The organism is Acinetobacter lwoffii, assembly GCF_024129855.1.
In the GTDB taxonomy this organism is placed as follows: domain Bacteria; phylum Pseudomonadota; class Gammaproteobacteria; order Pseudomonadales; family Moraxellaceae; genus Acinetobacter; species Acinetobacter lwoffii_L.
Window position 1 is genome coordinate 201,953 of sequence record NZ_JAMXXC010000003.1, and the last position, 25,758, is coordinate 227,710.

Consider the following 25,758-nt stretch of genomic DNA (forward strand, 5'->3'; position numbering starts at 1 on the left):
TTTATCAGTGTCTTCAAATTTGTAGTGGGTGTTCAATGGAACCTATGGTGGTGATGGCTGCGCGTGCGGCTCAGTTAGTTGGTCAAGAGCTTTTAAAAGCGCATCAGAATCGTCATAAACTCGATCTACAAGTCGAAGAAAAAGGAATTGATGGTCCGGTAACGCGTGTAGATCGTTATTTGGAACAGTTGACCATCGATACCCTACGTAAAAGCTATAAAAATCACAGTTTCCTTGGTGAAGAGTTTGGCTATCAGGAAGGTAAAGGTCATGACGCCGATTGGTGTTGGGTGATCGATCCGCTAGATGGTACTTTAAACTTCATTAACGGTTTCCCGCATTTCTGTATCTCTATCGCAGTTCAGCACAAAGGCATTACTCAACACGGGGTGATTTATGACCCGGTGAAAGATGAGCTATTCTCTGCGAGTCGTGGTCGTGGTGCCATGATGAACCAGCGCCGTATTCGTGTGAATGTTAAAGACAGCCTGGAAAATACCTTTATGGCTGTTGGTCACGCTTATCGTGCCAAGCGTAATGGCGAAGTTGTGTCTTATGCCAAGAACCATTTTCAAACCCTGTTAAACGTAACTGAAGCTGGCGCGCAATATCGTCGTTCAGGTTCTGCAGCATTGGATTTAGCCTATGTTGCTGCAGGTCGTTTCGATGGTTATTTCGAACTTGGTTTAAAGCCTTGGGATATCGCAGCTGGCGAATTGATCGTAAAAGAAGCAGGCGGTACTGTAGTTGATGCACGTGGTGGTAGCGACTCTATGGAAAATGGTCAAGTTTTGGCTTGTTCAATGAAAATGCTTAAGCCTTTAATGCAAGCAGTTGTTCCTGCTTGGGGCGAAGCAGCAAAATAATCGGGTTTAGATGAATCAGATCTAATATTGAGAAAAGGCGTCCTTCGGGATGCCTTTTTTATGCACGGAAATTTAAGTCGCGAGAGACTGGTATAGGGGTATTGATGTTTGCTTGAATACTGGAAATATCAGGTGAATTGGCGAAAAGTGACTTTTTATACCGCCTGTTACATTTTTTATTATATTTTAAGTATTAGAAATATATAGATAAATTAAGAATAAGGGAAATTAGTTTTAAAACTTAATGACATTGTGGAATATTCTGCTATAATTCCGCCACGCACTTAATTTCTGTTCTTTACCTGAACACTATCTTCTAATCATTGTATGCGCGTGCTGTCCATAGAGAGGACATATCCTTCGCGCCCCAATCGCTTAAGCGATTCCTTCAGGTTTGCGGCCGTAATCATGCGTGCGTTATATCCACATCGTCGTTACTCGGATCGCTGCTGAATCCTAATATTTTCAGCATTATTTGCTGTGCCGCTTTTTGCCGATGTCCATAATTGTTATTTATTAAATGGAGCACCCACTTCAGGGTGAATACTCTCTATGAGCAAAACTTTTGCTGATTTTTCCCTCGACGAATCTCTAACCCAGGCTCTCGACGCTTTAGGCTTTACTACTCCTACTCCTGTACAAGAACAAGCGATTCCAGCTGCGCTTGAAGGCAAAGACCTTCTTGTGTCAAGCCAAACAGGTTCTGGTAAAACTGCTGCATTCTTACTGCCTACGTTAAATGCGTTGGCAAACCAAGATACATTAGTACCGTTTAAAGACCGTATGAAAGCGGTTACTCAACCGAATATTTTGGTGATTTCACCGACGCGTGAATTGGCACAACAGGTATGTCAAGACGCAATCGCATTTGTACGTCACATGAAAGGTGTTCGTATTGCTGCAATCATGGGCGGTATGCCTTTTGGTAAGCAAATTCAACAGTTAAAAGGCGCGCAAGTTGTTGTTGCAACTCCAGGTCGTCTACTTGACTTGGTGAATCGTCGTCAAATCAAATTGGATAAAGTTGACGCGTTAATCGTCGATGAAGCTGACCGTATGCTTGACCTAGGTTTCTCTGAAGACTTAGAAGCAATTGGTGAGTTGGCTGCAAACCGCAAACAAACTCTTATGTTCTCTGCGACTTTTGCACCACGTATCATTACACTTGCAGAACGCATGATGAATGATCCAATGCGTATTTCGATCGAAACTGGTCACTCTACCAATACTGATATTACTCAGACTTTGCATTGGACTGACGGTTTTGAGCACAAGAAAAAACTTCTTACTCACTGGTTGAACGAAGAAGACGTTGATCAAGCAGTTGTATTTGCGTCAACTCAAGAAGACACAGATATGTTGGCTGAAGAACTTGCTGAAGCAGGTCTATCAGTTGTAGCGCTTCACGGTGCTATGCCACAAACTGTTCGTAACCGTCGTTTACGCAGCATCCGTGAAGGTCGTGCGAAGATCTTGGTTGCAACTGACGTTGCAGCGCGTGGTCTTGACGTACCAACTATTTCACACGTAATTAACTTCGGTCTTCCAATGAAGAATGAAGACTATGTACACCGTATCGGTCGTACAGGTCGTGCGGGTCGTACTGGTAAAGCCATTACTTTGGCGACTTACCGTGAACGCGGTAAAATCCGTGCTTTAGAAGACTTCCTTGATGCGCGTCTAAACGTATCTGAAATTGAAGGTCTTGAGCCATCTCCACCTCCTGCACGTGGTAGCCGTGATGGCGCTGGTCGCGGTCGTGGCCGTGATGGCGGTCGTCGTGATGGCGGTCGTGGTGGTTTCGGTGGTGGTCGTCGTTTTGAAGGCGAAAGCAACTTCAAACGTCGTGAAGGCGGTGATGATCGTCCACGTCGTAGCTTCGATGACAAACCTCGTGGCGAACGTCCAGCATTTGGCGAAGATCGTCCACGTCGTGACTTTGGTGATCGTCCAGCTCCACGTCGTGAAGGCGGTTTCGGTGATCGTCCACAACGTTCGTTTGATGACCGTCCAAAGCGTGACTTCGGTGATCGTCCAGCTCCACGTCGTGAAGGCGGTTTTGGTGATCGTCCACAACGTTCGTTTGATGACCGTCCAAAGCGTGACTTCGGTGATCGTCCAGCTCCACGTCGTGAAGGTGGTTTTGGTGACCGTCCTCGCTCTAATGATGACAACCGTGGTAACCGTGTAGATTATAAACCAGCTCGTGAAGGCGGTTATGGTGATCGTCCAAAACGTGATTTTGGTGATCGTCCTGCTCCACGTCGTGAAGGTGGTTTCGGTGATCGTCCAGCACGTTCATTCGGTGATGACCGTCCAAAGCGTGATTTCGGTGATCGTCCAGTACGTCGCAACTTTGATGACAAGCCACGTGGTGAACGTTCGTTCGGTGGTGAAGATCGTCCACGTCGTAAATTTAACGACTAATTCAGTCGCTAGATGAAGATAAAAAACCGGTAGAAATACCGGTTTTTTTATGCATTGAGTTTTTTGCTTTTTAACGTAAAATGTCTACTAAATCATATTTTGTCAGGGTTATGATAATTATTAATATGAAAAGCTTAGCTCTTCGATCTCAATTGATAGAGGTGTATATGCCATATATCGCATTGACTTTGATTTTATGTAATATTATCTATTATTTATACAGTCTTTTTAATTAATCAATGTGCTTGAATCAAGCTTAAGTGCATATTTTTATTATAAAAAATACGAAATAATCCATTGTTGTCATTTTTTTATGATATTAAACCATCTTTTTCAACTGCTAACATTTTGAACTTCGTTCCTTTATAGTATGCATGCTGAAAAAATGCAGGAATAAACTCAGCTATGAAAAATCAAACAGCGCGAGATACTCAATCTCTGATTGAAGTCAAGAATCTGAGCTTCAAGCGGGGTGAGCGCGTGATTTATGACGACGTGAGTTTAAATATTCGTCGTGGGCAGATTACCGCCATTATGGGACCATCCGGTACTGGTAAAACCACCTTATTAAGACTGATTGGTGGGCAGCTGGTTCCTGAGCACGGTCAGGTTTTATTGGACGGCAAGGATATTGCCACGATGTCACGTTCCGAACTTTTTTCAGCACGTGCACGGATGGGCATGCTGTTTCAGAGCGGTGCTTTGTTTACCGATATGAGCGTGTATGAAAATGTCGCATTTCCGATTCGAGCACATACTAAATTGCCGGAACATCTGATTAAGGAAATCGTGGCACTGAAGCTGGAATCAGTCGGTTTACGTGGTGCAGAACAGATGATGCCGTCTGAACTATCCGGTGGTATGAACCGACGCGTGGCTTTGGCCCGTGCGATTGCGCTGGATCCTGAGCTGATCATGTACGATGAACCCTTTGCCGGACAAGATCCGATTGTGATGGGCGTTTTGACTCGTCTGATCCGTTCATTACGTGAAGCACTGGACTTAACCACGATTATTGTCTCGCATGATGTTGCAGAAACTTTATCGATTGCAGACTACATCTATGTGGTGGCAGAAGGCAAAATTCAGGGCGAGGGCACGCCGGCAGAGCTGAAAGCGCATCCATCTGCTTTTGTACAGCAATTCCTGACCGGTTCGGTAGAAGGTCCAGTGGATTATCAGTTTAGTCATCAAGCTTATTTAAGTGATGAGGTTCGTTCATGAATGCAATTGCCGCATTAGGTAGACGCGTTATTGAACGTGTACAGGGGATTGGGGTCGCGACCCTGATGCTGTTGCAGATTTTATTTTCCATGCCGACCTGGCTTGGCGTAAAGCTGTTTATTTATCAGATGTATCGGGTTGGGGTATTGTCCCTGCTGATTATTGTGGTTTCTGGCCTGTTTATTGGAGCCGTGCTTGGTTTGCAGATGTTTAGCATCTTATCGACCTTTGGTAGTGAGTCGATGCTGGGAACAGCGGTCGCGCTGACCTTGCTGCGTGAACTGGCACCTGTGGTCGCTGCTTTGCTGTTTGCAGGACGTGCCGGTTCAGCTTTGACTGCGGAAATTGGCCTGATGAAAGCCACTGAACAATTGTCCAGTATGGAAATGATCGGTGTCGATCCATTGAAGCGGGTGATTTCGCCTCGTCTTTGGGCAGGGATTTTTAGCTTGCCAATGCTTTCCGTCATCTTTGCTGCAGTTGGCATTATGGGCGGCAAAATGGTCGGGGTGGATTTTCTGGGTGCCGATGAAGGCGCTTATTGGAGCGGCATGGAAAGCAGCGTGCAATTCTATAAAGATGTCTTAAATGGCACCATTATTAAAAGTTTTGTATTCGCATTAATTTGTACCTGGATTGCGGTGTATCAAGGCTATGCCTGTGTCCCGACATCGGAAGGTATTGCAACTTCTACAACGCGTACAGTCGTGTATTCTTCGCTGTGCGTTTTAGGCTTTGACTTTGTGTTGACTGCGGTCATGTTCGGAGGTGTTTAATGAAATCACGTACTAGTGAGCTGGCCGTTGGTGTTTTTGTTATTTTGTTTGGTATTGCCTTATTTTTCCTAGCAATGCGTGTCAGTGGTCTGGTCGGACACAATATTTCCGACAGCTATAAAATGACAGCGACTTTTGAAAATGTAAATGGGATCAAGCCACGTGCCAAAGTGGCATTAAGTGGTGTGAAAGTGGGGCAGGTGGATGACATTACCCTGGACCCTGTAACTCGTCTGGCGACCGTGCATATGACTCTGGATGGCTCATTGACCTCGTTTAATGCTGAACAGTTAAAGCAGGTTCAGCAGGAAGCACTGGAAGAGTTACGTTATAGTTCGGACTATACTGCTGCTACCCCTGCGCAACAAAAAGACATGGAAAAACAACTGTTAGCTAACATGAAATCCATCACCAATATTGATGAGGATGCTTATATTATGGTAGCGACCAATGGGTTATTGGGTGAAAAATACCTGAAAATTATTCCAGGTGGTGGTCTGAACTATTTGAAACGCGGTGATCAGATTGCCAATACCCAAGGCACCATGGAAATTGAAGATTTAGTGACGAAGTTCATTACTGGCGGTGCCGGTAAATCGTCGGATAGTCAAGAAACTGCCCCAGAACAGGCGACAGTTTCAGAATCGACTGATGCAGAACCTGCATTTGTTGAATAATAGATTGAGGAGATTTCAGTGAAGACTTTAGTAAAACAAACGCTTGCAGCAAGCATTCTTTCAACAATGGTTGCTGGTACAGTGTTTGCTGCACCGTCTGAAGCGCCACCTGCTTTTATTAAAAAAGTGGCAGATGGTTTGATTGAGCGCCTCAAAGCTGATAACGCAAAATTGCAGAACAATCCAGCGCTGGTCAAAGCGATTGTCCGCCAGAATCTGGATCCATACATTGATTCACAGTCTTTCACGCGTATTGTGATGGGGACTTATGCGACGAACCAGTATAGTACTGCTGCACAACGCGCCCAGTTTGAAAAGAATTTCCGTGAAACGCTCATTGAAAATTATGGTTCTGCATTTTCCAAGTTCAGCAATCAGACCTATAGCGTGCGTCCATACAAGGCCAGCAATAGCAAAAACCCTGTTGTAACCATCGACTTTAATAATAAGGGCGAGAAAATTCCCGTGGCGTTCCAGCTGGTGGACAAAGGTTCACAATGGAAAATCCGCAACATCAACGTATCGGGTATCGATCTAGGTTTGCAATTCCGTAACCAGTTTGCTGCGACAGTCAAACGTAATGGCGGTAATATAGATAAAGCCATTGCTAACTTCAAACCGGATGCAGAAGCTGCAATCGACAAGAACAAGAAATAATCAGATAGGTGAGCCGTGATTGTATTCAAGGATCAGGAATTGCAGGTTTCAGGCAAGATTGACTATGCCAATGCGCAGGACTATTACCTAAATGGTTTGCGTGTGGTTCAGTCGCAGACCAAGTTTCCGCTTGTGGTCAACTTGGCTGGGCTTGAAAGTGGCAGTACTTTGGCTTTGGCAGTATTGGTGCGCTGGTTGCGCCAAACTCCTCAAGCGCAAGGACTACAGTTTAAAGCTGTTCCTGCTAAAATGATGAATATCATTCAGGCCTGTCATTTACAGGATGATTTACAGATCACTCAGTAAATAAAAAAGCACCGACAGGTGCTTTTTTATTGTTGATACATTTTAAAAGTAAATTCCTTCCTTTATCAAAAGGAGGTTAGGAAGGATTAAAATATGACCTCACCCTAACCCTCTCCTAAAAGGAGAGGGAACTTCCTCTCTAAATTTATGGAGAGAAATGATATTTTTAAAAACTACTATCTCAATAAATATTGGAAGTCCTCTCTCCCTATGGGAGAGAGTTAGAGAGAGGGTGAAGAAATTAAATCCACTTCTTCCATCTAAAGTAAATCAATGGCCCGATTAAAAAGCCGATCAAAATAATACTGACCATAATGAAGCTCATGGTGCCTTGTGCAAAAGGCAGAACTTCGGTATTCATGCCATAAATACTGGCAATGAGCATCGGTGGAGCGAGCATACTTGGCAGAATCGAGAATCGACGAATTGTATCGTTCTGTTCCGTGTTAATGAATCCGGACGTGGTATCGAGCAGGAAGCGCACTTTCTGGAACAGAAAGGCATCATGTTCAACCAGCGAGCGTACATCTTCACTGAGTTCTCGGATATCCGCATCATAAATATGACTGCCTAAGGCGCGTGGACGAGACAGGAAAGTTAGAACACGACGCAAATCGATCAGACAGAGTTGCGCTTTACCGAGCATATCTTCCAGTTGAGCCAGACGGGTAATCATGTCATCCAGATCGAGAATCTGCTCACGATGGCGGTTATTCAACACTTCAGTTGAATATTTCTCTAAATCTTTATGTACATCTTCCAGAATGTCGGCCAGTTCATCCAGTTTGGCTTCGAGCAGACCCAATAGAATCCAGGTTGGATCTTTATAATCGATTTCATAATCATTGCGGCGCGCACGGGCACGGAAGGCACGAAAGGCCACAAGCTTTTCGCCACGCAAGGTAAACAGACGATCCTTATGTAGAATGAATGCTACAGTTTGTACCGTCGCCAGCATGCTGGATTCATCTTCGTTTTCGTTCTCGACCTGATAGTTTTTATTTTTGGTTAAAAAATAGGTACTGATATGCAAAATGCCGTCATCATCACGGTAAAATCGGGCACTCGAGGAAATATCTTCCAGCGATTTTAAGGTCGGTAAGTTTTGCGCATAGGCATCTAGAATCCATTGCTGCTCTTCTTGTGAAGGTGCAATCAGATCAAGCCATACTAAATCTGGATGTAGGTCGAAATCACCGTTAATCGTGATATCTTCTAAGCTACCGCGCTCTGTGGCGTAAAAGGCTTCAAGCATGCTGTCTTTTCTCCCTGGCGCAGTATGTGAATTGGAATGGGTGTATTTTAGACAAGGAATTGAATAAAAACACTGATATTAAGCAGTTATTTTTGGAAAAAACGCGCTTGCAGCGATTTCGTACAATATAGCGTCAATTGGAGAGTGAAATGATGAATTCTATCGCAATTTTTTGTGGTTCAGCACTGGGCTCCGATCCTCTCTATGCCCAGATTGCCGAAAAGGTTGGTCAGACCTTGGCAGAAAGGCATCAGACGCTGGTCTATGGCGGTGGTCGCTCCGGTTTAATGGGCATTGTTGCTGATAGTGCTTTGGCTGCTGGTGGCAAGGTGATTGGTGTAATTCCAAGACAGCTGGTCAATCGTGAACTGGCGCATCCGCATATTACCGAGCTATTTGTGGTCGATAATATGCATGAACGTAAAACCCGCATGTCGGAACTGGCCCAGGGATTTATTGCCATTCCGGGTGGTGCCGGAACCCTAGAGGAAATTTTTGAACAATGGACCTGGGCACAGTTGGGAATTCATAAAAAGCCTTGTGCTTTTTTAAATGTAGATGGTTTCTATGATGATTTACTCAAATTTATCTATATGACGACTGAGAAAGGTTTTACCAAAGCGCGCTTTAGCGATGCTTTAATTGTGAGTGATAATCTGGATGATATTTTGCGCCAGTTTGAAAGTTATCAGCCGCCTGAAGCGAAATGGGGTATGGTCGATCAGACCGATCTTGTAAAATAAGCTGTCCACAGCATGATTTGTAGAAAATAAATGAACGTGATTACGGTGGCTGCAGCCATTATTTTAAATGAAGCGCAGCAACTGCTGGTGGTTCGCAAAAAAGGGACATCCTGCTTTATGCAGGTTGGTGGCAAGCTGGAGCCAAATGAAGCACCAGAAGCAACGATGTTGCGTGAAATTCAGGAAGAAATTGGCACACAGGCGCAGATTCAGCAATTCATTGGGCGTTTTGAAACCCAGACGGCAAATGAACCTGATCATCAACTGGTGAGTTATGTCTATTGGGTAAGTCTAGATCAAGCGCCAAAAATTGAAGCGGAAATTGCCGAAATGAAATGGGTCGATCTGGATGAAAAAGAGCTACGACTCGCACCCTTGACCACTGAAATTGTGATTCCATGGGTCAAGTCTCATTTACTCGCCCAAGCTTAAATTTTCAGATTTGAGCACCTGCCAGACAGGCTGCATAAACTTTTTGACAGCCCAGTTGTTCAAGTGTTTGGCTCAGTGCTCGAATCGAGCTGCCGGTCGTCACCACATCATCAATAATCAGCACCCGACGGTAACGCAGCTTGGAAATGGTACTGATCTGGAATTGTGATTGGATGTCTTCAATCCGCTCCAGCCGGCTTAGGCCCTTTTGCGAGTGTTGTTTCATTCGTCGAACAGGTTGCCAGATGGGTACATTCAACTGTTTTGCCACATGTTTGGCCAGCACTAGAGATTGATTATAACCGCGCTCAGCCAGACGCTCATTCGAGATCGGCATCGGTACTATCGCACTGACTTTAGGTAGGTCTAAGCTTAACAGCACACCTGCCAGTAAATTTTGCAAATGCAGCTTCTGTTCATATTTAAACAGTTGAATCAGCCGGTCCATCGGATAGGCATAGTCGCAGGCAATCTGGAACTGCATTTCCTGCCGTTGAATGGTTTGATGTGCCCAGGGTAATTGTCGCCAGCAATCTTCACAGACTGAATGAATGGACTGATGATCGGTCAGACAGAGCTGGCAGGGCTGTAAGCGGGTCAGCCAGGATTTTCCATGTTGCAGTAATTTAAACATAGGCATAGCGCGGTGCTTCCGGTAGCCAGCGTTGCAATAATGCTTCGGCCTGATCAGGATAATCCTTGAGCATCTGCTGGGCCACATAATGTGCCTGATTGAGCAGGTGATCATCACGTTCCAGTTTGGCCACACGGAAATTCATGTCGCCAGTCTGTTTGGTCCCGAGTAGTTCTCCCGGCCCACGCAATTCTAGGTCTTTCTCGGCAATCATAAAACCATCATTGGTTTCACGCATGATTCTTAAGCGTTCCTGACCATTTTGCGACAGCGGATGTTTGTACAGTAGGGCACAGAAACTGGCTTTGGCACCACGGCCGACCCGACCGCGTAGCTGATGCAGTTGAGATAAGCCCAGACGTTCAGCATTTTCAATCACCATAATGGATGCATTCGGAACATCCACACCGACCTCAATTACGGTAGTGGCAATCAGCAGCTGTAATTCATTATTTTTAAACTGCTGCATTACCGCCTGTTTTTCATCTGCTTTCATCTTGCCATGTACCAGTCCGATATTCAGCGCAGGAAAGCGTTCCCGAATTTCAGCAAAAGTCGCTTCTGCGGCCTGAGCATCTAGGGTTTCGGACTGTTCGACCAGGGTGCAGACCCAATAGGCCTGCTTGCCTTCGGCACAGTTGCTGGCAATCCGTTGCAAGACTTCTTCGCGCCGGTCTAATGGAATGGTCACGGTCTGAATCGGGGTGCGGCCCGGTGGCAGCTCATCAATTACTGAGGTATCCAGATCACCATAGGCCGACATGGCCAGTGTGCGTGGAATCGGAGTCGCAGTCATCACCAGTTGATGCGGTGACATACCATCTAGCCCTTTATTTCTGAGAGCAAGGCGCTGATCCACACCAAAGCGATGCTGCTCATCAATAATCACCAGACCCAGTTTGGCAAACTCGACATTTTCCTGAAACAGCGCATGGGTGCCGATGACCAGATGGGCACTTCCGTCCCGAATCAGCTGTTCTGCTGCTGCGCGAGCTTTACCTTTCTGCTTGCCGGAAAGCCAGGCTACATTTAAGCCCAAAGGCTCAAACCAGCGTTTAAAGTTCAGATAATGCTGCTCGGCCAGAATCTCGGTCGGTGCCATTAACGCCACTTGCCAGCCTTCTTCCAGTGCATGGCAGGCCGCGACACCGGCCACCAGTGTTTTACCCGCGCCGACATCGCCCTGAACCAGACGCAACATCGGTTTATTGGTTCTTAAATCCTGTGCAATTTCTCTGGATACACGTTTTTGCGCACCGGTCATTTCAAAAGCCAGACTGGCTAAAAGCTGTTTGGCATAGGTCTGACTTGGCGCAAATGAAGGCGCTTCGACCTGCTGAATGAAGGCCCGACGTGTCAATAAACTGATCTGATGCGCTACCAGTTCTTCAAAGATCAGGCGCTGCTGTGCAGGATGTGAGCCTTGTGCCAGCTGCAGCATATTGGCATTGACTGGTGGATGATGGATATATTCCAGTGCCTGTTTCAGCGCATAACCATTGCTAAATTTTGCTGGCAGCAATTCAGGCAGATGATCGCTGTATTGATCCAAGGCCTGCTGAATATAATCCCGTATTTTTGGCTGGGTCAGGCCTTCAGTCGCCGGATAAATTGCCGTGAGCTTGGTTTGAGGTAAAGGTGTGTCCTCAGTAATGACTTGCAGTTCGGGATGATACATTTCCAGACCGCGCGCACCAACCCGCACTTCACCAAAAATTCTTAAACGGTTACCCAGTTTGCAGCGGTCAGTAATGCCTTTATAAATATGATAAAAACGTAAAGTGATTTTGCCAAAATCATCATCTAGCAGCACAGCCATGGATTTGCGTTTGCCAGGGGGGAAATCCACACCTTTAACGATGCCTTCCAGCAGATAGCTGCGTCCCACGCTCAATTGATTCATAGGAATGATCGTGCTACGGTCTTCATAGTCACGTGGTAGATGAAAAAGCAAATCATCAGTATTGAAGATATTTAGTTTTTCGAGTAATGCAGCGGCGGCATTGCCAACGCCTTGTAACTGATGGACTGCAGCCATGTCCCCTCAACCAGATTTGTGATTCGGTGCTCAATGCATATTTTATTTATCGGTTATGGTAAAACATCCCGACGTGTGGCTAAACAACTATTTGAGCAAGGTCATCAAATTAGCACAATTAGCCAGAGTCCCAAAACAGATTCATTCGCAACTCATCTGATTCAGGATGTGCATCAACTGGATTTAACAGCAGTTCCTCCGATTGACTGGGTCTATGTATTACTTAGTCCAAAACAAAGTACGGTTGAAGGCTATCAGCAGACTTATCTGGATTCGGTTCAACCTATTGTGGCTGCCTTGAAACAGCATCCGGTGAAGCGGATTGTGGTGGTGTCATCGACACGAGTGTATGGGCAAAATTCCGGTGAAATCGTAGACGACGAAACTGAAATTCACCCAATTGATGCTCAGGGCAAAATCTTGCAGCAGATGGAGCAGGCTTATTTCGCTGCTTATCCTGAGCAATCTACCATCATTCGTCCGAGCGGCATTTACGGTACTTCAGTTGCGCGTCTGCAAAAAATGGCTGCTTCTATGACGTGCTATCCAAATTTGCACTGGTCGAACCGGATTCATATCGAAGATTTATCACGTTTCTTATCACAGATGATTCACGTGGAACATCCTGAAAACTCTTATATTGCGACAAACAACGATCCAAAATTATTGCATGAAATAATGCAATGGTTTCAGCAACAGATGGGACTTCCTTTGCTGCAAGTAGAAAGCGAGCAGGTGACAGGTAAGAAACTTTACGCGACTCGAATGCAGAAAATGGGATTTGAGTTAGAGCATCCAGACTGTTATCAGGATTATTTGGAGTTGATGAGGAAAAATAATCCCTCCTAACCTCACTTACGCTTTGTTTTTAAAAACCATGTTTTAAAAATTGCTCAGGAAAGGGAATGCTCCTATTTAAATAACGGTATTAGCTTCCCAGTTTTTACTTCTTATAAACTCTTAAATAAAAAAGAGAGGCCTTAGCCTCTCTTTTTTATTTAATTTAATCTTACTTCTTCTTCCGCTTCGCGCGTTTCTTGGCTTGTTCAGCCGCAACTGCATCCAAAGCTTCTTTCAGTTCTTCATCCGTAAAGTCGGTGATGTGGTGCAGCATTTGTAGCTTCACTTCATCCAGTACCAAATCTGCATATTGAGCCACATTGGTTAGCTGCTCATCAAAGACAATCGCATTGTCTTCATTGGTACACAGATAACCTTTTTGGGTTAAGACTTTAATAAAGCTCTGGAATAGGGCTTTGTCGAAGAACTCAGGTGAGTTGAACTCATATAGCACAGACAGGCGCTGTCCCACCAGATAACTCAGCTCTTCGACCTGACGGGTCGAAATATTGCCAGAACCACGCTGGGTAATCAGTGCCAAAGTCATGTAGTAACGTTCCAGACTTTGGGTTACTGGTGCAGCTAGAACTTCAAGCTGATGATGTGCTTCTGTATTTGGTGCAGGTGCAATCAGGTTTTCACCATCTTGTGTAATCAGTTTTGAGGCAATTAAGCTGTCAATATGCGCATTCACCTGATCCTGAATCTCATCTTCATGCCATTTTAAAAACAGTTCAGCTTTGAGGAATGGGTACAGGGTACTGCTGATATTCACGACATCATGACGACGAATGGTACCGTTATGTTCAACTAGGGCTGCAATCAAAGATGGCAGCACAAAAGTGTGCACAATATTATTACGGAAATACGTCAGCAGAACTGCCTGATTATCTTCAATCGCAATAATATCTCCCAGTACATGCTTGACCCGCTTGATCAGTTTCAGCTTCATCGCATAGGCAATAATTTCCTTGCCAGAAAGTGGCGTCACCTGCATGCGCTCATCATAAGGCAAGGCAGCTAGCAAGGTGCGATAGGTATCTAGCTGCTTGATACAGATCTCTTCATCCAGCGTATGTTTCGGCGTAGCCAGCAAGATTAAAGACAATAACGATACTGGATTGATCACGACCGCACTGTTGATATTTTCCAGAATGGCCTGTGCCGAGCTATTCACTGCATCAGAAACGGCTTGTGGAATCGGATCATCATTCTTTTCGATCTTGATATGTTCTGCGCCATGCTGTTTCAGAATATCATCCAGAAACACTGGGTTACCGAAGTTCAGGTGCACCTTGCCAAAAATGCGTTCAATCTTGCGCAGGGTTTTCAAAATACCAAAAATAGACTCAGCTTCTTTTGGCTTGCCACTCATTTCACCGACATAAGTGCCACCTTCCATCAGGCGTTCATAGCCAATATAGGTTGGCAAAAACACAATCGGTTTAGATTTGCCACGTAAATGACCATGTACGGTCATCGCCAGCATCCCGGTTTTTGGCGGAAGCAAACGACCGGTGCGTGAACGGCCGCCTTCAATAAAGTATTCCAGCGGGGTATTACGTGACAGGACGCTATACAGATATTCTTTGAACACCGTGGTATACAGGGCATTGCCGCGGAAAGTACGGCGAATAAAGAAAGCGCCACCACCACGTAAAATCTGACCGACAAAAGGCATATTGAGATTATCGCCCGCAGCAATATACGGCACCATCAAGCCACGGCGATAGATCACATAAGACAATAATAAATAGTCAATGTGACTGCGGTGACATGGGGTATAGACAATTTCATAATCCTTGGCCAATTCACGCACGGTACTGAAGTTATGCACTTCCACGCCGTCATACAGTTGCGTCCATAAGCGGGTCAGTGCTTTGTCGGCAAAGCGTACAGTCGAGTGAGAATAATCGGAAACGATTTCGTTCAGATAGCCAATGGCACGACGTTCAGATTCCAGCATCGAGATTTTGCTGCGAATACTGTCATTGCGAATCGCCGCCTGTACATCTGGTGACTTGATTAGGCCATGCATCACATTACGGCGGTCAGACAAATCCGGCCCGAGAATGACTTCACGCTGACCATCCAGGTAATCATTTAAAGTGCTGACAATATAGGTGGCCGGCGCTGAATTTGGATGCGTCTCTTTGGCAAAGTTAATCAAGGTGCGTAAAGACTGTGGTTCATGGAACTCTAAATAAGACTGGCGACCATGCAGGCCGATATTGACCAGTTGCTTGACCCGGCTTGGCGTAGACCAGGTATCGGTAAATAAAAGCTTAAACCAAGAATCTTCTTTCTCGGGTTCGCGTCCCCAAAGTACTGTTACCGGTACCAGTTCGACATCCAGCTCAGGATGCTGTTCCAGAATTTCAATCAGGCGTAACAGGCGCGGCGGGAAAGCATGGGGTGGTGAGCTCAGCAAATTATTTTCATCATGATGCTGTAAAAACAGTACCGATGCTTTTTCCTTGTTGTTTCCGAGTTGCATTGGATCAAGTGCAGCCGGTAATTTTAAGCGGCGTGTTTCTGCATCGACCACGAGCGCATTACTACGTGAATGGTTCTGTAAAACGTAGCAGACCAGCTTTTGCGATTCTGCTGTAGTCTGATCAGATTCAGGTGCTGTCACTTCACTTGGTACTTCCCCAAGAACATGAGGGGTAACCACAAGATCAAGTAACTTACTTGAAAGCTTGCGATACATTTGACCAAAGCCATTCTTGGACATAGCTGCTCCTAATTTTACTGACCAAAACCACAGGACTTCTGAGGGAATTTATTTTGCGGGTTTCTAAAGCGAAACAATATATCTTTTTTTAACAACTTCAACAGAAGTGCTTCAATTTTAGCGTGAAAGCAGGTGCTTTTCCTAGTCACTTATGACATCAGTATGACAGAACAGTCATGCAAACTTTAGAGTTTCGGTCTGATTTTGTGGCAGAATATTCCAGATCAATTATTTAGATCCTTTTTTCCATTTTGGGATATCTCCAATATTAGATAGGTTGCTTATGAATGCCTTAACACAGGAACTGGTCGAGCTGCTCAGCTTAGAAAAGTTAGAAGAAAACATTTTCCGGGGAATCAGCCGGAATCTGGTGGGCAAGCGCGTGTTCGGTGGGCAGGTTTTAGGGCAGGCACTACGCGCCGCATCTTATACCACAGACCGTCCAGCACATTCATTACATGCCTATTTTCTGTTTGGCGGGGATGTCAATGCACCAATTATTTATGAAGTGGATCGTATCCGTGACGGCAAGAGCTTTGTCAGCCGTCAGGTGCGCGCTATTCAGCATGGCCGTACCATTTTCATGTGTATGGTGTCTTTCGCGCATCAGGAAGAAGGGCTAAATTACCAGATTTCAGAGCCTGAATATCCACCGGCAGAAAGCCTGAAAAATGAAGCGGAACTGATCAAACAGATTATTGAGTTTATTCCGGAAAATGTCCGTGCATCTTTCACTCGTGATCGTCATGTGGAAATTCGTCCGGTCAATCCGCAAAATCCATTCCAGCCTCAACCTGAAGCACCGTCTTATGCGCACTATATCCGTACGCATGACCGTATTGCTGCAGAAGTCGATCAGATCTCCTTGCATCAGGCTATTGCTGCTTTCTATTCTGATTTTACCTTGATGACCACAGCGCTTCGTCCACATGGTCTGAGCTATATCTCGCCAAGTTTGCAATGTGCCAGTATTGACCATGCCATGTACTTCCATAAACCGTTCCGTGCGGATGAGTGGATGCTTTACGATATGGATGCCACCCAAAGCGCCAGTTCGCGCGGCCTGAATTTTGGCCGGATGTGGCAGAACGGCGAGCTGGTCTGCAGTACCTCTCAGGAAGGTCTGATCCGCTTACGTGAAATCGAAACACAATAAGTTTGTAGTCTGTCAAAAAGCCGAATCCTAGATTGGGTTTTTTGTTTTTAAGCCGGATGAAAAAGGCCATTTGATGCCATGCTTCAACCATGCGTTTATAAAATATTACTCGATTCTATAGACACTGCATGGCATAGTGCGGCTTAAGATCAATATTAAAAATGCATGAAAAGATGAGCTTAAATACGCAAATTTTAATTGCCGCCGTATTGGGGGTGCTGTTTGGATTTCTATTGACGATATTTCCGCAGACCTCATTTTTTGATATCAGCTTATATGGCATCGGCATCGTCAGCAGTATTTTTATTGGCTTGTTAAAAATGCTGTTAGTGCCGCTGATTTTTAGCTCGATCGTGGTCGGCGTATCCAATCTGCAGGCGGGTGGGCAGCTAAGCCGCACCTGGAAAATTACCCTGATGTGCTGTGTGACCACCACTACCTTAGCACTCATTTTGGGGCTGGCGTGTGCGCATTTGTTTAATGTCGGTAAGGGTGTTGATGTGCTGATGTTCCAGGATGCCATGGCGCAACATCAAACACCGGATACGCTTACGCCATCTTCTTTCTTTACCAACTTTATTCAGAATACCCTGATCAATCCGTTTAAAGCATTTGCCGATGGGAATGTCTTGGCGGTGGTAGTCTTTGCCTTATTTGTGGGTGTAGCACTAGTCGCAGGTGGAGATAAATTCCGTACTGTGCGCAAGCTGAGTCACCAGTTTTTTGAAATCATGATGTTGATGATTGGCTGGGTGATGAAACTGGCACCGCTCGGTATTTTTGCCTTATTGGCTAAATTAATTGCCACTGAAGATGTTTCAGTTCTCAGTCGTCTGGCTGAATTCGCTGCGGTAGTCACCGGTACGACGATTTTTCATGGCATCGTGGTTTTGCCTTTATTGCTGTGGATTTTCGGCAAGATGGATCCGGTCACGTTCTTTAAAGGCACACGTGCTGCCTTGATTACTGCCTTTGCCACCAGTTCCAGTTCGGCCACCATGCCCTTGTCGATGAAATGCGCGCAGGAAAATTTAGGGGTACGTCCACATACTGCAGGCTTTGTGATTCCACTTGGTACACAGTTGAATATGGATGGCACAGCACTGTATGAAGCGGCAGCAGCATTATTTATTGCCAATTTAATGGGACTGGATCTGAGTCTGGGGCAGCAACTGGTGGTCTGCGCCACGGCGATGATTGCATCCTTAGGTGCACCAGGAATTCCGAGTGCCGGTATGGTGACCATGATCATGGTCTTGCAGTCGGTCGGTTTGCCTGCCGAGGCGATTGCTATTCTTTTACCGATCGACCGTTTACTGGATACCGTACGCACAGTCGTGAATGTTCAAGGGGATATGATGATCAGTGTGGTGGTGGACCGGCATACGCGTGAACCCAATCTTCAAGCTACAGATAGCTAAAACATTTAAAAAATAAAAAAAGCAGGCCATTGGTCTGCTTTTTTATAAGGTAAGTTTTAATAAATCCAGAACGATCCCAGACCATTGCGGTGATATGGATCTTAATCCGGTGAATGCTTATTCTGATTCAATTCATCTGCCGCTTTAAGCTCGGATTGATCCTGCTCAAGTAATTCCAGCGGTTCTTCAGCTTCATTTAAATCATGTGTCGATACTTCGGCAACATGCTCCGAATCGGATTCACTAAGCTCGAGCTCTTCAAGCGGTTCATCAGATTCATTTAAATCATGCGCTGATGCTTCCGGAATACTGTCCAGATCATATTCAGAGGCTTGATCTAAGGTAAAGTTCAAACGGCCACCCATGACACTGGCCAGTTCTTCTAAACCTTGTTTGTTCATGGAGGAAAACAGTTGAATCGAGAAATCCAGCTTCATCTTTTTCAATGCCGCTTTGACTTCCTGCAAGGCTTTGGATGCAGGACCACGGTTTAGTTTATCTGACTTGGTTAACAAGACATGCACGAACAACTGGCGGGAATAAGCCCATTCCAGCATCATCACATCAAAGTGTTGCAGTGGATGGCGGATATCCATCAGCAATACTAGGCCTTGTAAGCTCTGGCGGTGAATCAGGTAATTTTCCAGTTCTTTTTGCCAGACCAATTTCATTTTTTCAGGCACAGCCGCATAACCATAACCGGGTAAGTCGACCAGACGCTGATCCGGATTGCCCAGGCTGAAAAAGTTGATCATCTGGGTACGGCCAGGTTTTTTCGATGCACGTGCCAACTGTTTCTGGTTGGTCAAGGCATTAATCGCACTGGACTTACCCGCATTTGAGCGGCCGGCAAAAGCAATTTCATAGCCAGTATCTTCTACACAAAGACTGAGTTTGGGTGCACTCATTAAAAATTCGGCTTTGCGTAGCCAGTTGAGTGCGCGCACAGAATATTCAGTAATGGCAGAATCAACTTTTTTCTCGTAGCTGATCTTTTGCTTAGGCGCATGGGCTGTCTTACTGTTTTTGGATTTTCCTCTGCTGTGGTGCATAACTCAACTTCAATAAATGATCTACAATGAAACATTATAAAGGAAGTCGCACAGGCAAGCGAACTTTGCCGCAAGAATAAGTCACAAGACATGACCCTGGAGACTTTAAAGATTAATCAGGCTGATCGGAGAATTTGTACTGAAACGCGCATTTCGTGGCCTAATCACATCTTTAAGCACATATTGGTCCAGACTGCTATAAAACTGTTCCACGGCATCATCTAAAATACCTTTTAAACCACAGGTCGGACGTAATACGCAGGGTGGGCTATTGCATTCCACTACATTGCTGTCGCGTTGCAGGATCCGCACAATCTGTCCCAGCTGGAGGTTCAGGCTGGCCGGATTTAAACGTATGCCGCCACCTTTACCACGTGTGGTAATCAGCCACTCCTGTTTCGCCATAAAATGCACGATTTTCATGGCATGATTTTGTGAAACCTGTAATCGCTCGGCAAGTTCTGCAATGGTATAGGGGAGATCACGTGGCTGTGCGACATACATCAGAATCCGAAGCGCATAGTCAGTGAATTTATTGAGTTGCATAACGTCAACAGCTAGAAAATGAAAGAATTGAATGTTAAAAGCTCCACGAATGGAGCTTTTAATCAGAATCTGATGCTAGTCTAAACCGTTTTGGTAATTAAAGCTTGAGCGGGGCAGACACTTCAACTACATCACCAACTTTGTAGTGGTCGATCAGTGTCTGTGCAACCGAGAATGCGGTTGGATTTTCTTCCGCTTTCACAGTAATTTGATATTGCTCGTTTTGAGCCTGATCAAAGCTAAACTGTTGTGGTTGACGAATGTGCTGTTCAGGCACCTGTACACGTACTGAAATATGTTCACCCGCTTCAGCACTTGCAATCGCTGCACCATCTTTAGCTTTAAGTGTAAAGATTTTACCTGCATCGGTATCATTGACTGCTGCTACTTCAAATTCGCGCCAGCCCGCCCAGCCACCATTTTCAGAAGCTAGAGTGGCATATTTAGATTTTTCCACACCAATCAAAATATCTGCCAGTTGCATATACGCTTCTTTCCAGGCTGCAATCAGGTCTGAGTCCATGGGTACATCTAAAACTTCGCTGATCGAGTGCAACAGGTTCTCACCGACAATCGCATATTGATCCGGTTGAATATCCAGGCTGACATGTTTAGTGGTAATGCGTTCGATGGCTTTGGCCAAAACGCCCGGATTGGTAATGTTTTCGGCATAGGCAAGTACTGCGGCAGCCAAGGCACGTGGTTGACGGCCAGTACTTTGATGATCCATGTTGAAGGTGTTTTTCAACTCTGGATGGTTTTTCAGCATGCGGTTATAGAAATACGTGGTAAGTGCTACGCCGTTTTCACGTAAAACAGGAACAGTCGCTTGTACAAGTTCAATATGTTGTGGAGTCATGAGAGCCGTCTACAGGTGTTTTTTAAAAGATGTATTTAAATTACATCTTTTAAAATGGCTTTACAATAGCGCATAGTCATAAAACCATAAAAAAATTACGGGATATAAAAATATCCCATAAAAAGTGTGATGATGATCGGAAAAGGAGCGGGATTATTTGCGGCCAAACAGCGAACCCAGTAAGCCGCGCACAATTTTCTGCCCAGTACTCCCGCCCAGGCTACGGGCAGCACTTTTGGCAAAGGTGCCGACAATATCCTGAGTCAGTTTTTCTCGTTGCTTGGCTGCGCGTTCAGCTTCTTTTTGCTGTTCTCGTGCCAGACGTTCCTGTTCTTTAATTTGCTGCTTGGCAAGAGCTTCCTGTTCCTTGCTTTGCTGTTTGACAAGTTCGGCGGCCTGAGCCTGTTGCTGGCGTTCTGCGACCTTGTTTTGCAGCATTTCATGGGCGCTATCCCGATCGACTGGCTGCTCATAAATACCGGCGACAATACTTTGCTGCATGAGAGCCTTGCGTTCTTCAAGCGAGATCGGTGTAAAGGATGAATGCGGCGGCATGACCCAGCCACGCTCTACTATTTGCGGAATGCCTTTTTCATCCAGGCAGCTAATTAGGGCTTCACCGACAGCAAGTTCGGTAATCACCTGATCGACTTTAAATTCAGGATTGGCTCGGAAAGTCTCTGCTGCGGTTTTCACTGCTTTTTGATCTTTGGGAGTGAAAGCCCGCAAAGCATGTTGAACCCGATTGCCGAGCTGGCCTAATACACTTTCAGGTAAGTCCAACGGATTTTGCGTGACAAAATAAATCCCTACACCTTTCGAGCGAATTAGACGCACCACCTGCTCAATTTTTTCTTGCAGGGCAGGGCTGGCATTATCAAATAAGAGATGGGCTTCATCAAAGAAAAACACCAGTTTAGGTTTGTCCAGATCGCCGACTTCGGGAAGCTGTTCAAACAGCTCGGAGAGCATCCAGAGTAAGAACGTGGCATATAGCTTAGGCGTATTCATCAGCTTGTCAGCCGCCAACAAATTGATATTGCCACGTCCTTGACTATCCGTCTGCAAAAAGTCCATCAGATCCAGCGCCGGCTCGCCAAAAAACTGGTCACCGCCTTGGTCAGCCAGTGCTAACAAATTACGTTGAATCGCACCGAGACTGGCGGGTGAAAGATTGCCATATTCAGCTTTAAAGTCAGCCGCATGCTCAGAGACATAACTCAGCATCGCTTTCAGATCTTTAAAGTCGATCAGCAATAAACCTTGATCATCGGCAATCCGAAACACGGCAGATAAAACGCCTTCCTGGGTGTCATTCAGATTCAGTATTTGCGCCAGCAGCAGCGGGCCAATTTCAGAAATGGTAGTGCGAATCGGATGACCCTGTTCGCCAAATAAATCCCAAAACACCACTGGTGAGGCTGCAAAAGGAATGGACTCGATATTGAGACTTTTAATCCGTTCATCAAACTTGGGGCTGCTTTCACCTGCTTTGGCCAGGCTGGACACATCGCCTTTGGCATCGGCGAGGAATACAGGTACACCAATTCGAGAAAAGCTCTCCGCCAATACTTTTAAAGTCACAGTCTTTCCGGTACCAGTGGCACCTGCAATCAAGCCATGTCGATTGGCAAGTTGGGAATGCAGCACAATATCCTGTGTGGTATCCGCAGTTTTTTTAGCAATAACAATTGGTCTACCCATAGCTTTTCCTGTTATTTATTATTCGTTTTTAAGTTTTTTCATTTGTTCTAGTGCATGCTGAATATCTTGAATCAAATCTTCCGGATATTCCAGTCCAATACAGAAACGAACCAGCAAGCCGTCTTTTAAGTGTGAATGTTCCAGCACACGCATGTCTTTTAAGTTATATAGCATGACCAGACTGACAGGGCCACCCCAACTAAAGCCAAGCTTAAACAGTTTTAAGCTATCACAGAAATTCCGGATATCCTGCATTACGTATGTGCTGTCAAAGATCACGCTGACCAGGCCGGCACTATCACCTTGCTTGCAAATTTCTTTCCAGTACTGATGGCCTGCGCTGTCCGGGTCAGCAGGATGCAGCACCTGTACAAACTCGGCTTGCTGTTGAAGCCATGTCATTAATGCCAGTGCACTTTTCGACTGATGTTCATAGCGAAGTTGCATCGAAGCCAGACTGCGTTGTATCTGTGCCACATCATCACCAGAAACACTAATGCCCTGAATGGCATGTGCGCGGAACAGTTTGTGATGCAGGGCCTTATCTCGCGTAACCACCGAGCCCATCAGAATATCACCCCCGCCGCTTGGATATTTGGTCAGTGCATGTACCGTCATATCTACACTTAAATGCTCTTCACTAAAATCAAAGGCATCAAAAGCCAGACCTGCGCCCCAGGTATTATCCAGCGCAGTAAGAATATTGTGTGCCTGAGCTTTTTTCACTAAACCAGCCAGATCCGGAAATTCCAAGGTGACTGAGCCAGCAGCCTCGAGCCAGATCAGTTTGGCTTTATCTGTAGGCTGAAATGTATCAAGCTCTATGGGATTGTAGACCTTAACCGTAATTCCATAACGCTTTTCCAGATTGCGTAAATGCTCCATGTTTGGACCATAGATATTGTCAGCCACCCAAACTTCATCGCCTTGGCTTAAAAAGCAAGAATTCACGAGATTAATCGCGGATAAACCACTCGGTGCGAGCAGGTGATATAAACCACCTTCGAGCTGTGCGATGTTATCGCCCAGCGTAAAGGTCGTAGGCGTGCCATGCGTGCCATAACTATAGTCATAGTCATCAGTCCAATGGCGATTAAACAGGGCATCGGTATTGTTAAAGATAATGGTCGATGCACGATAGAGGGGAGGCTGAATGGTAGAAATCGATTGAGGAGCCTTTCGTGGTGCATGAATCAGGCGAGTTTGAGAATCTTGTTTCACGTGAATGCGCTCAAATGTAATCAAATATTACTCTAGCTTAAGAGAATCTGTGACTCACTGCCAGTTAAGTTGTGAATTGTTTAAAAACAACAAGTCTTATAAAAAGTTGGCTTCATTTTTGCAAAACCTAAATCTATATAGCTAAAAAAATAGGTTGAGGAGCATGAAGTCGCATTTAAAAGTGCATTATTTTCAGCATATTGCTGGTGAAGGTTTTGGTAGTTGTTATGAATTTTTAAAGCAGCATCAGGCGCACATTACAGCGACTGAATTTTTTGCTTTACCTGTGGATCGACCTTTGGAGATCGAGGCGCTGCCTGCAGTGGAAGAGGTGGATTTGCTGATCATTATGGGGGGAACCATGAGTGTGAATGATGAAGCAAATTTCCCTTGGTTAAAAATAGAAAAACGCTGGTTGCGTCGCTATCTTTCGCATGGCAAACCGGCAATTGGCCTGTGTCTGGGCGGGCAGTTGATTGCAAATGCTTTGGGTGCAGGTGTTAGTCGCAATCCAGAACAAGAATTGGGGTGGACCACGGTGCACAGAGTGGCGAATCTACCGGAGACGTATTTTAGCCTGCCGGAGCAGTTCAATATTCTACAATGGCACAATGAAACATTTGAATTGCCCAAAGGTGCAGTCCATCTGGCAGAAAATGAAGCCTGTCGTAATCAGATGTACCAGTTGGGCAGAAATGTATTGGGCTTCCAGTTTCATCCGGAAATCACGCCGGAAACCCTGGCATTGTTTTTGGAAAATGAAGAAGAGCTTGCGCAATTTTCAGGAAAATATGTGCAAAATTTATTTGAATTAAAAAAAACCACGAAGCAAAAATTTATTGAAGGAAATCAGATATTAAATCGTGCAATAGAATATGTTTTGGCAAAAACCGCCTAATATTTAAACAATAAACTATTGTTTATAAGTCATAAATTGAAAACTTGGATAAAACCATAAAAGAGATTTGCTTATGCATTAAACAATGGCTATAATAAGCGACCCTTCAATAGGAAGGGGGTTAACTGCGAATAAAGTAGTTAACTATCGTTACAGTCGTGGCATCGATCATGACCTTAGTGATATTTCACTGCTCTTGACACTTGCCCACATAAAGTGGGGTGAGATGCGTCAAGAGTGATTCTTTATATATTTGGCTTGGAGTTTACTGGTATGTCTAACCAGAGAATTCGTATCCGTCTTAAGTCTTTTGATCATCGCCTGATTGATCAATCAGCTCAAGAAATCGTAGAAACCGCAAAACGTACTGGCGCACAAGTGTGTGGTCCAATTCCAATGCCAACACGCATTGAGCGTTTTAACGTTTTAACATCACCACACGTAAACAAAGACGCGCGTGACCAGTACGAAATCCGTACTTACAAGCGTTTGATCGACATCGTTCAACCTACAGACAAAACTGTAGATGCATTGATGAAGTTAGATCTTGCAGCTGGTGTTGATGTTCAGATCGCATTGGGTTAAGGCTTTCGGGTTAATTAACACTCTAAGTTAATTAGGCCGCTTTTTTAGAGGTTTATGCACATGGCTATTGGTTTAGTCGGTCGCAAGTGCGGTATGACACGTATCTTTACAGATGCTGGTGTTTCTGTGCCTGTTACAGTGATTGAGGTTGATCCTAACCGCATCACTCAAATCAAAACGCTTGAAACTGATGGTTATCAAGCGATTCAAATCACTACTGGTGAACGTCGCGAATCTCGAGTAACTAACGCTCAGAAAGGCCACTTTGCGAAAGCGGGTGTTGCAGCTGGTCGTCTAGTTCAAGAATTCCGTGCTTCAGAAGCTGATCTTGAAGGTCGTGAAGTTGGTGGTACGCTTACCGTTGAATTGTTCCAGGTTGGTCAAGTTGTTGACGTAACTGGTCAATCTAAAGGTAAAGGTTTCCAAGGTGGTGTTAAGCGTTGGAACTTCCGTACGCAAGATGCAACTCACGGTAACTCAGTTTCTCACCGTGTTTTAGGTTCTACTGGTCAAAACCAGACTCCTGGTCGCGTATTCAAAGGCAAAAAAATGGCTGGCCATTTAGGTGCTGAACGCGTAACTACACAGGGTCTTGAGATCGTTGCTATCGACACAGAACGTTCAGTTCTAGTTGTTAAAGGCGCGGTTCCTGGTGCTACTGGTGGCGACGTAATCGTTCGTCCTACGATCAAGGCCTGAGGGGA

Annotated in this window: 23 protein-coding genes and 1 pseudogene; 15 read left to right on the top strand and 9 right to left on the bottom strand. The window is 45.2% G+C overall.

The window, feature by feature from the left end; genetic code table 11:
• The first annotated feature begins 35 nt into the window (after positions 1–35).
• The 7 genes from NI465_RS04470 (at position 36) to NI465_RS04500 (ending at position 6,933) form a co-directional block, all read left to right on the top strand.
• Positions 36–866 carry an inositol monophosphatase family protein gene (locus NI465_RS04470; RefSeq protein WP_004281534.1) on the top strand — a complete coding sequence of 277 codons (831 nt, stop codon included), beginning with the start codon at positions 36–38 and terminating at the stop codon, positions 864–866.
• A gap of 552 nt (positions 867–1,418) precedes the next feature.
• The gene (locus NI465_RS04475; RefSeq protein WP_004281533.1) at positions 1,419–3,293 is read left to right on the top strand and encodes a DEAD/DEAH box helicase; all 1,875 of its coding nucleotides are present in this window, start codon (positions 1,419–1,421) and stop codon (positions 3,291–3,293) included.
• Between the two features lie 405 nt (positions 3,294–3,698).
• A complete protein-coding gene (locus tag NI465_RS04480; RefSeq protein WP_004645032.1) occupies positions 3,699–4,517 on the top strand; it encodes an ABC transporter ATP-binding protein in 819 nt (272 codons plus the stop codon).
• On the top strand, positions 4,514–5,293 hold the full coding sequence (gene mlaE, locus NI465_RS04485; protein ID WP_004281531.1) for a lipid asymmetry maintenance ABC transporter permease subunit MlaE: 780 nt from the start codon (positions 4,514–4,516) through the stop codon (positions 5,291–5,293). Before NI465_RS04480 ends, mlaE begins: the two co-directional genes overlap by 4 nt.
• Positions 5,293–5,970, top strand: a complete 678-nt coding sequence (gene mlaD, locus NI465_RS04490; protein WP_180086844.1) for an outer membrane lipid asymmetry maintenance protein MlaD — start codon at positions 5,293–5,295, stop codon at positions 5,968–5,970. The genes mlaE and mlaD overlap by 1 nt, the downstream gene beginning before the upstream one ends.
• An 18-nt stretch (positions 5,971–5,988) precedes the next feature.
• Positions 5,989–6,627, top strand: coding sequence for an MlaC/ttg2D family ABC transporter substrate-binding protein (locus tag NI465_RS04495; protein WP_004281529.1), 639 nt, complete (start codon positions 5,989–5,991; stop codon positions 6,625–6,627).
• Positions 6,628–6,642: 15 nt separating this feature from the next.
• On the top strand, positions 6,643–6,933 hold the full coding sequence (locus NI465_RS04500) for an STAS domain-containing protein (RefSeq protein WP_180086845.1): 291 nt from the start codon (positions 6,643–6,645) through the stop codon (positions 6,931–6,933).
• A gap of 241 nt (positions 6,934–7,174) precedes the next feature.
• On the opposite strand, the gene NI465_RS04505 is transcribed toward NI465_RS04500, so the two are convergent.
• Positions 7,175–8,188: a CorA family divalent cation transporter gene (locus tag NI465_RS04505; protein WP_005248226.1), complete on the bottom strand. Its 1,014-nt coding sequence runs from the start codon at positions 8,186–8,188 to the stop codon at positions 7,175–7,177.
• 152 nt (positions 8,189–8,340) lie between these two features.
• On the opposite strand from NI465_RS04505, the gene NI465_RS04510 reads away from it, so the two are divergent.
• On the top strand, positions 8,341–8,931 hold the full coding sequence (locus tag NI465_RS04510) for an LOG family protein (protein ID WP_005108589.1): 591 nt from the start codon (positions 8,341–8,343) through the stop codon (positions 8,929–8,931).
• A gap of 30 nt (positions 8,932–8,961) precedes the next feature.
• Positions 8,962–9,363 carry an NUDIX hydrolase gene (locus tag NI465_RS04515; protein ID WP_180086846.1) on the top strand — a complete coding sequence of 134 codons (402 nt, stop codon included), beginning with the start codon at positions 8,962–8,964 and terminating at the stop codon, positions 9,361–9,363.
• A gap of 4 nt (positions 9,364–9,367) precedes the next feature.
• On the opposite strand, the gene NI465_RS04520 is transcribed toward NI465_RS04515, so the two are convergent.
• A complete protein-coding gene (locus NI465_RS04520) occupies positions 9,368–10,003 on the bottom strand; it encodes a ComF family protein (RefSeq protein WP_005101225.1) in 636 nt (211 codons plus the stop codon).
• On the bottom strand, positions 9,990–12,035 hold the full coding sequence (gene recG / locus NI465_RS04525; protein WP_253144453.1) for an ATP-dependent DNA helicase RecG: 2,046 nt from the start codon (positions 12,033–12,035) through the stop codon (positions 9,990–9,992). The genes NI465_RS04520 and recG overlap by 14 nt, the downstream gene beginning before the upstream one ends.
• Positions 12,036–12,068: 33 nt before the next feature.
• On the opposite strand from recG, the gene NI465_RS04530 reads away from it, so the two are divergent.
• Positions 12,069–12,884 carry an NAD(P)H-binding protein gene (locus NI465_RS04530; RefSeq protein ID WP_180086849.1) on the top strand — a complete coding sequence of 272 codons (816 nt, stop codon included), beginning with the start codon at positions 12,069–12,071 and terminating at the stop codon, positions 12,882–12,884.
• A gap of 160 nt (positions 12,885–13,044) precedes the next feature.
• Here NI465_RS04530 and plsB read toward each other — a convergent pair whose 3' ends face one another.
• A complete protein-coding gene (gene plsB, locus NI465_RS04535) occupies positions 13,045–15,612 on the bottom strand; it encodes a glycerol-3-phosphate 1-O-acyltransferase PlsB (RefSeq protein WP_253144454.1) in 2,568 nt (855 codons plus the stop codon).
• Positions 15,613–15,895: 283 nt separating this feature from the next.
• Here plsB and NI465_RS04540 point away from each other — a divergent pair, with 283 nt between their 5' ends.
• Positions 15,896–16,768 carry an acyl-CoA thioesterase gene (locus tag NI465_RS04540; RefSeq protein ID WP_004645045.1) on the top strand — a complete coding sequence of 291 codons (873 nt, stop codon included), beginning with the start codon at positions 15,896–15,898 and terminating at the stop codon, positions 16,766–16,768.
• Positions 16,769–16,941: 173 nt separating this feature from the next.
• Positions 16,942–18,189, top strand: coding sequence for a dicarboxylate/amino acid:cation symporter (locus tag NI465_RS04545; protein WP_035342006.1), 1,248 nt, complete (start codon positions 16,942–16,944; stop codon positions 18,187–18,189).
• A 275-nt stretch (positions 18,190–18,464) separates the two neighbouring features.
• Here the strand turns inward: NI465_RS04545 and yihA are convergent.
• The 5 genes and pseudogenes from yihA to NI465_RS04570 all read right to left on the bottom strand — a co-directional run.
• A pseudogene (gene yihA, locus NI465_RS04550) lies at positions 18,465–19,241 on the bottom strand (ribosome biogenesis GTP-binding protein YihA/YsxC); the annotation flags it as partial.
• Positions 19,242–19,346: 105 nt separating this feature from the next.
• Positions 19,347–19,787 carry an RrF2 family transcriptional regulator gene (locus NI465_RS04555; RefSeq protein WP_253144455.1) on the bottom strand — a complete coding sequence of 147 codons (441 nt, stop codon included), beginning with the start codon at positions 19,785–19,787 and terminating at the stop codon, positions 19,347–19,349.
• 97 nt (positions 19,788–19,884) lie between these two features.
• Positions 19,885–20,646 carry a globin domain-containing protein gene (locus NI465_RS04560; protein WP_004281516.1) on the bottom strand — a complete coding sequence of 254 codons (762 nt, stop codon included), beginning with the start codon at positions 20,644–20,646 and terminating at the stop codon, positions 19,885–19,887.
• Between the two features lie 153 nt (positions 20,647–20,799).
• On the bottom strand, positions 20,800–22,350 hold the full coding sequence (locus NI465_RS04565; RefSeq protein WP_253144456.1) for a helicase HerA-like domain-containing protein: 1,551 nt from the start codon (positions 22,348–22,350) through the stop codon (positions 20,800–20,802).
• A gap of 18 nt (positions 22,351–22,368) precedes the next feature.
• A complete protein-coding gene (locus tag NI465_RS04570; RefSeq protein ID WP_253144457.1) occupies positions 22,369–23,571 on the bottom strand; it encodes a PLP-dependent transferase in 1,203 nt (400 codons plus the stop codon).
• 163 nt (positions 23,572–23,734) lie between these two features.
• On the opposite strand from NI465_RS04570, the gene NI465_RS04575 reads away from it, so the two are divergent.
• The 3 genes from NI465_RS04575 (at position 23,735) to rplC (ending at position 25,753) form a co-directional block, all read left to right on the top strand.
• Positions 23,735–24,469 (top strand): type 1 glutamine amidotransferase, encoded by a 735-nt coding sequence (locus NI465_RS04575; RefSeq protein WP_224216269.1) that lies wholly within the window; start codon positions 23,735–23,737, stop codon positions 24,467–24,469.
• Between the two features lie 273 nt (positions 24,470–24,742).
• Complete coding sequence (rpsJ, locus tag NI465_RS04580) at positions 24,743–25,054, top strand: 30S ribosomal protein S10 (protein WP_000070912.1); 312 nt, start codon at positions 24,743–24,745, stop codon at positions 25,052–25,054.
• A gap of 60 nt (positions 25,055–25,114) precedes the next feature.
• Positions 25,115–25,753: a 50S ribosomal protein L3 gene (rplC, locus tag NI465_RS04585; RefSeq protein WP_253144458.1), complete on the top strand. Its 639-nt coding sequence runs from the start codon at positions 25,115–25,117 to the stop codon at positions 25,751–25,753.
• The last annotated feature ends 5 nt before the right edge of the window (positions 25,754–25,758 follow it).

Bases quoted from the DNA above. Each gene is read 5' to 3' on its own strand.
- NI465_RS04470 (WP_004281534.1), top strand. From the start codon at position 36: ATGGAACCTATGGTGGTGATGGCTGCGCGTGCGGCTCAGTTAGTTGGT.
- NI465_RS04475 (WP_004281533.1), top strand. From the start codon at position 1,419: ATGAGCAAAACTTTTGCTGATTTTTCCCTCGACGAATCTCTAACCCAG.
- NI465_RS04480 (WP_004645032.1), top strand. From the start codon at position 3,699: ATGAAAAATCAAACAGCGCGAGATACTCAATCTCTGATTGAAGTCAAG.
- mlaE (WP_004281531.1), top strand. From the start codon at position 4,514: ATGAATGCAATTGCCGCATTAGGTAGACGCGTTATTGAACGTGTACAG.
- mlaD (WP_180086844.1), top strand. From the start codon at position 5,293: ATGAAATCACGTACTAGTGAGCTGGCCGTTGGTGTTTTTGTTATTTTG.
- NI465_RS04505 (WP_005248226.1), bottom strand. From the start codon at position 8,188: ATGCTTGAAGCCTTTTACGCCACAGAGCGCGGTAGCTTAGAAGATATC.
- NI465_RS04510 (WP_005108589.1), top strand. From the start codon at position 8,341: ATGAATTCTATCGCAATTTTTTGTGGTTCAGCACTGGGCTCCGATCCT.
- NI465_RS04515 (WP_180086846.1), top strand. From the start codon at position 8,962: ATGAACGTGATTACGGTGGCTGCAGCCATTATTTTAAATGAAGCGCAG.
- NI465_RS04520 (WP_005101225.1), bottom strand. From the start codon at position 10,003: ATGCCTATGTTTAAATTACTGCAACATGGAAAATCCTGGCTGACCCGC.
- recG (WP_253144453.1), bottom strand. From the start codon at position 12,035: ATGGCTGCAGTCCATCAGTTACAAGGCGTTGGCAATGCCGCCGCTGCA.
- NI465_RS04530 (WP_180086849.1), top strand. From the start codon at position 12,069: ATGCATATTTTATTTATCGGTTATGGTAAAACATCCCGACGTGTGGCT.
- plsB (WP_253144454.1), bottom strand. From the start codon at position 15,612: ATGTCCAAGAATGGCTTTGGTCAAATGTATCGCAAGCTTTCAAGTAAG.
- NI465_RS04540 (WP_004645045.1), top strand. From the start codon at position 15,896: ATGAATGCCTTAACACAGGAACTGGTCGAGCTGCTCAGCTTAGAAAAG.
- NI465_RS04545 (WP_035342006.1), top strand. From the start codon at position 16,942: ATGAGCTTAAATACGCAAATTTTAATTGCCGCCGTATTGGGGGTGCTG.
- NI465_RS04555 (WP_253144455.1), bottom strand. From the start codon at position 19,787: ATGCAACTCAATAAATTCACTGACTATGCGCTTCGGATTCTGATGTAT.
- NI465_RS04560 (WP_004281516.1), bottom strand. From the start codon at position 20,646: ATGACTCCACAACATATTGAACTTGTACAAGCGACTGTTCCTGTTTTA.
- NI465_RS04565 (WP_253144456.1), bottom strand. From the start codon at position 22,350: ATGGGTAGACCAATTGTTATTGCTAAAAAAACTGCGGATACCACACAG.
- NI465_RS04575 (WP_224216269.1), top strand. From the start codon at position 23,735: ATGAAGTCGCATTTAAAAGTGCATTATTTTCAGCATATTGCTGGTGAA.
- rpsJ (WP_000070912.1), top strand. From the start codon at position 24,743: ATGTCTAACCAGAGAATTCGTATCCGTCTTAAGTCTTTTGATCATCGC.
- rplC (WP_253144458.1), top strand. From the start codon at position 25,115: ATGGCTATTGGTTTAGTCGGTCGCAAGTGCGGTATGACACGTATCTTT.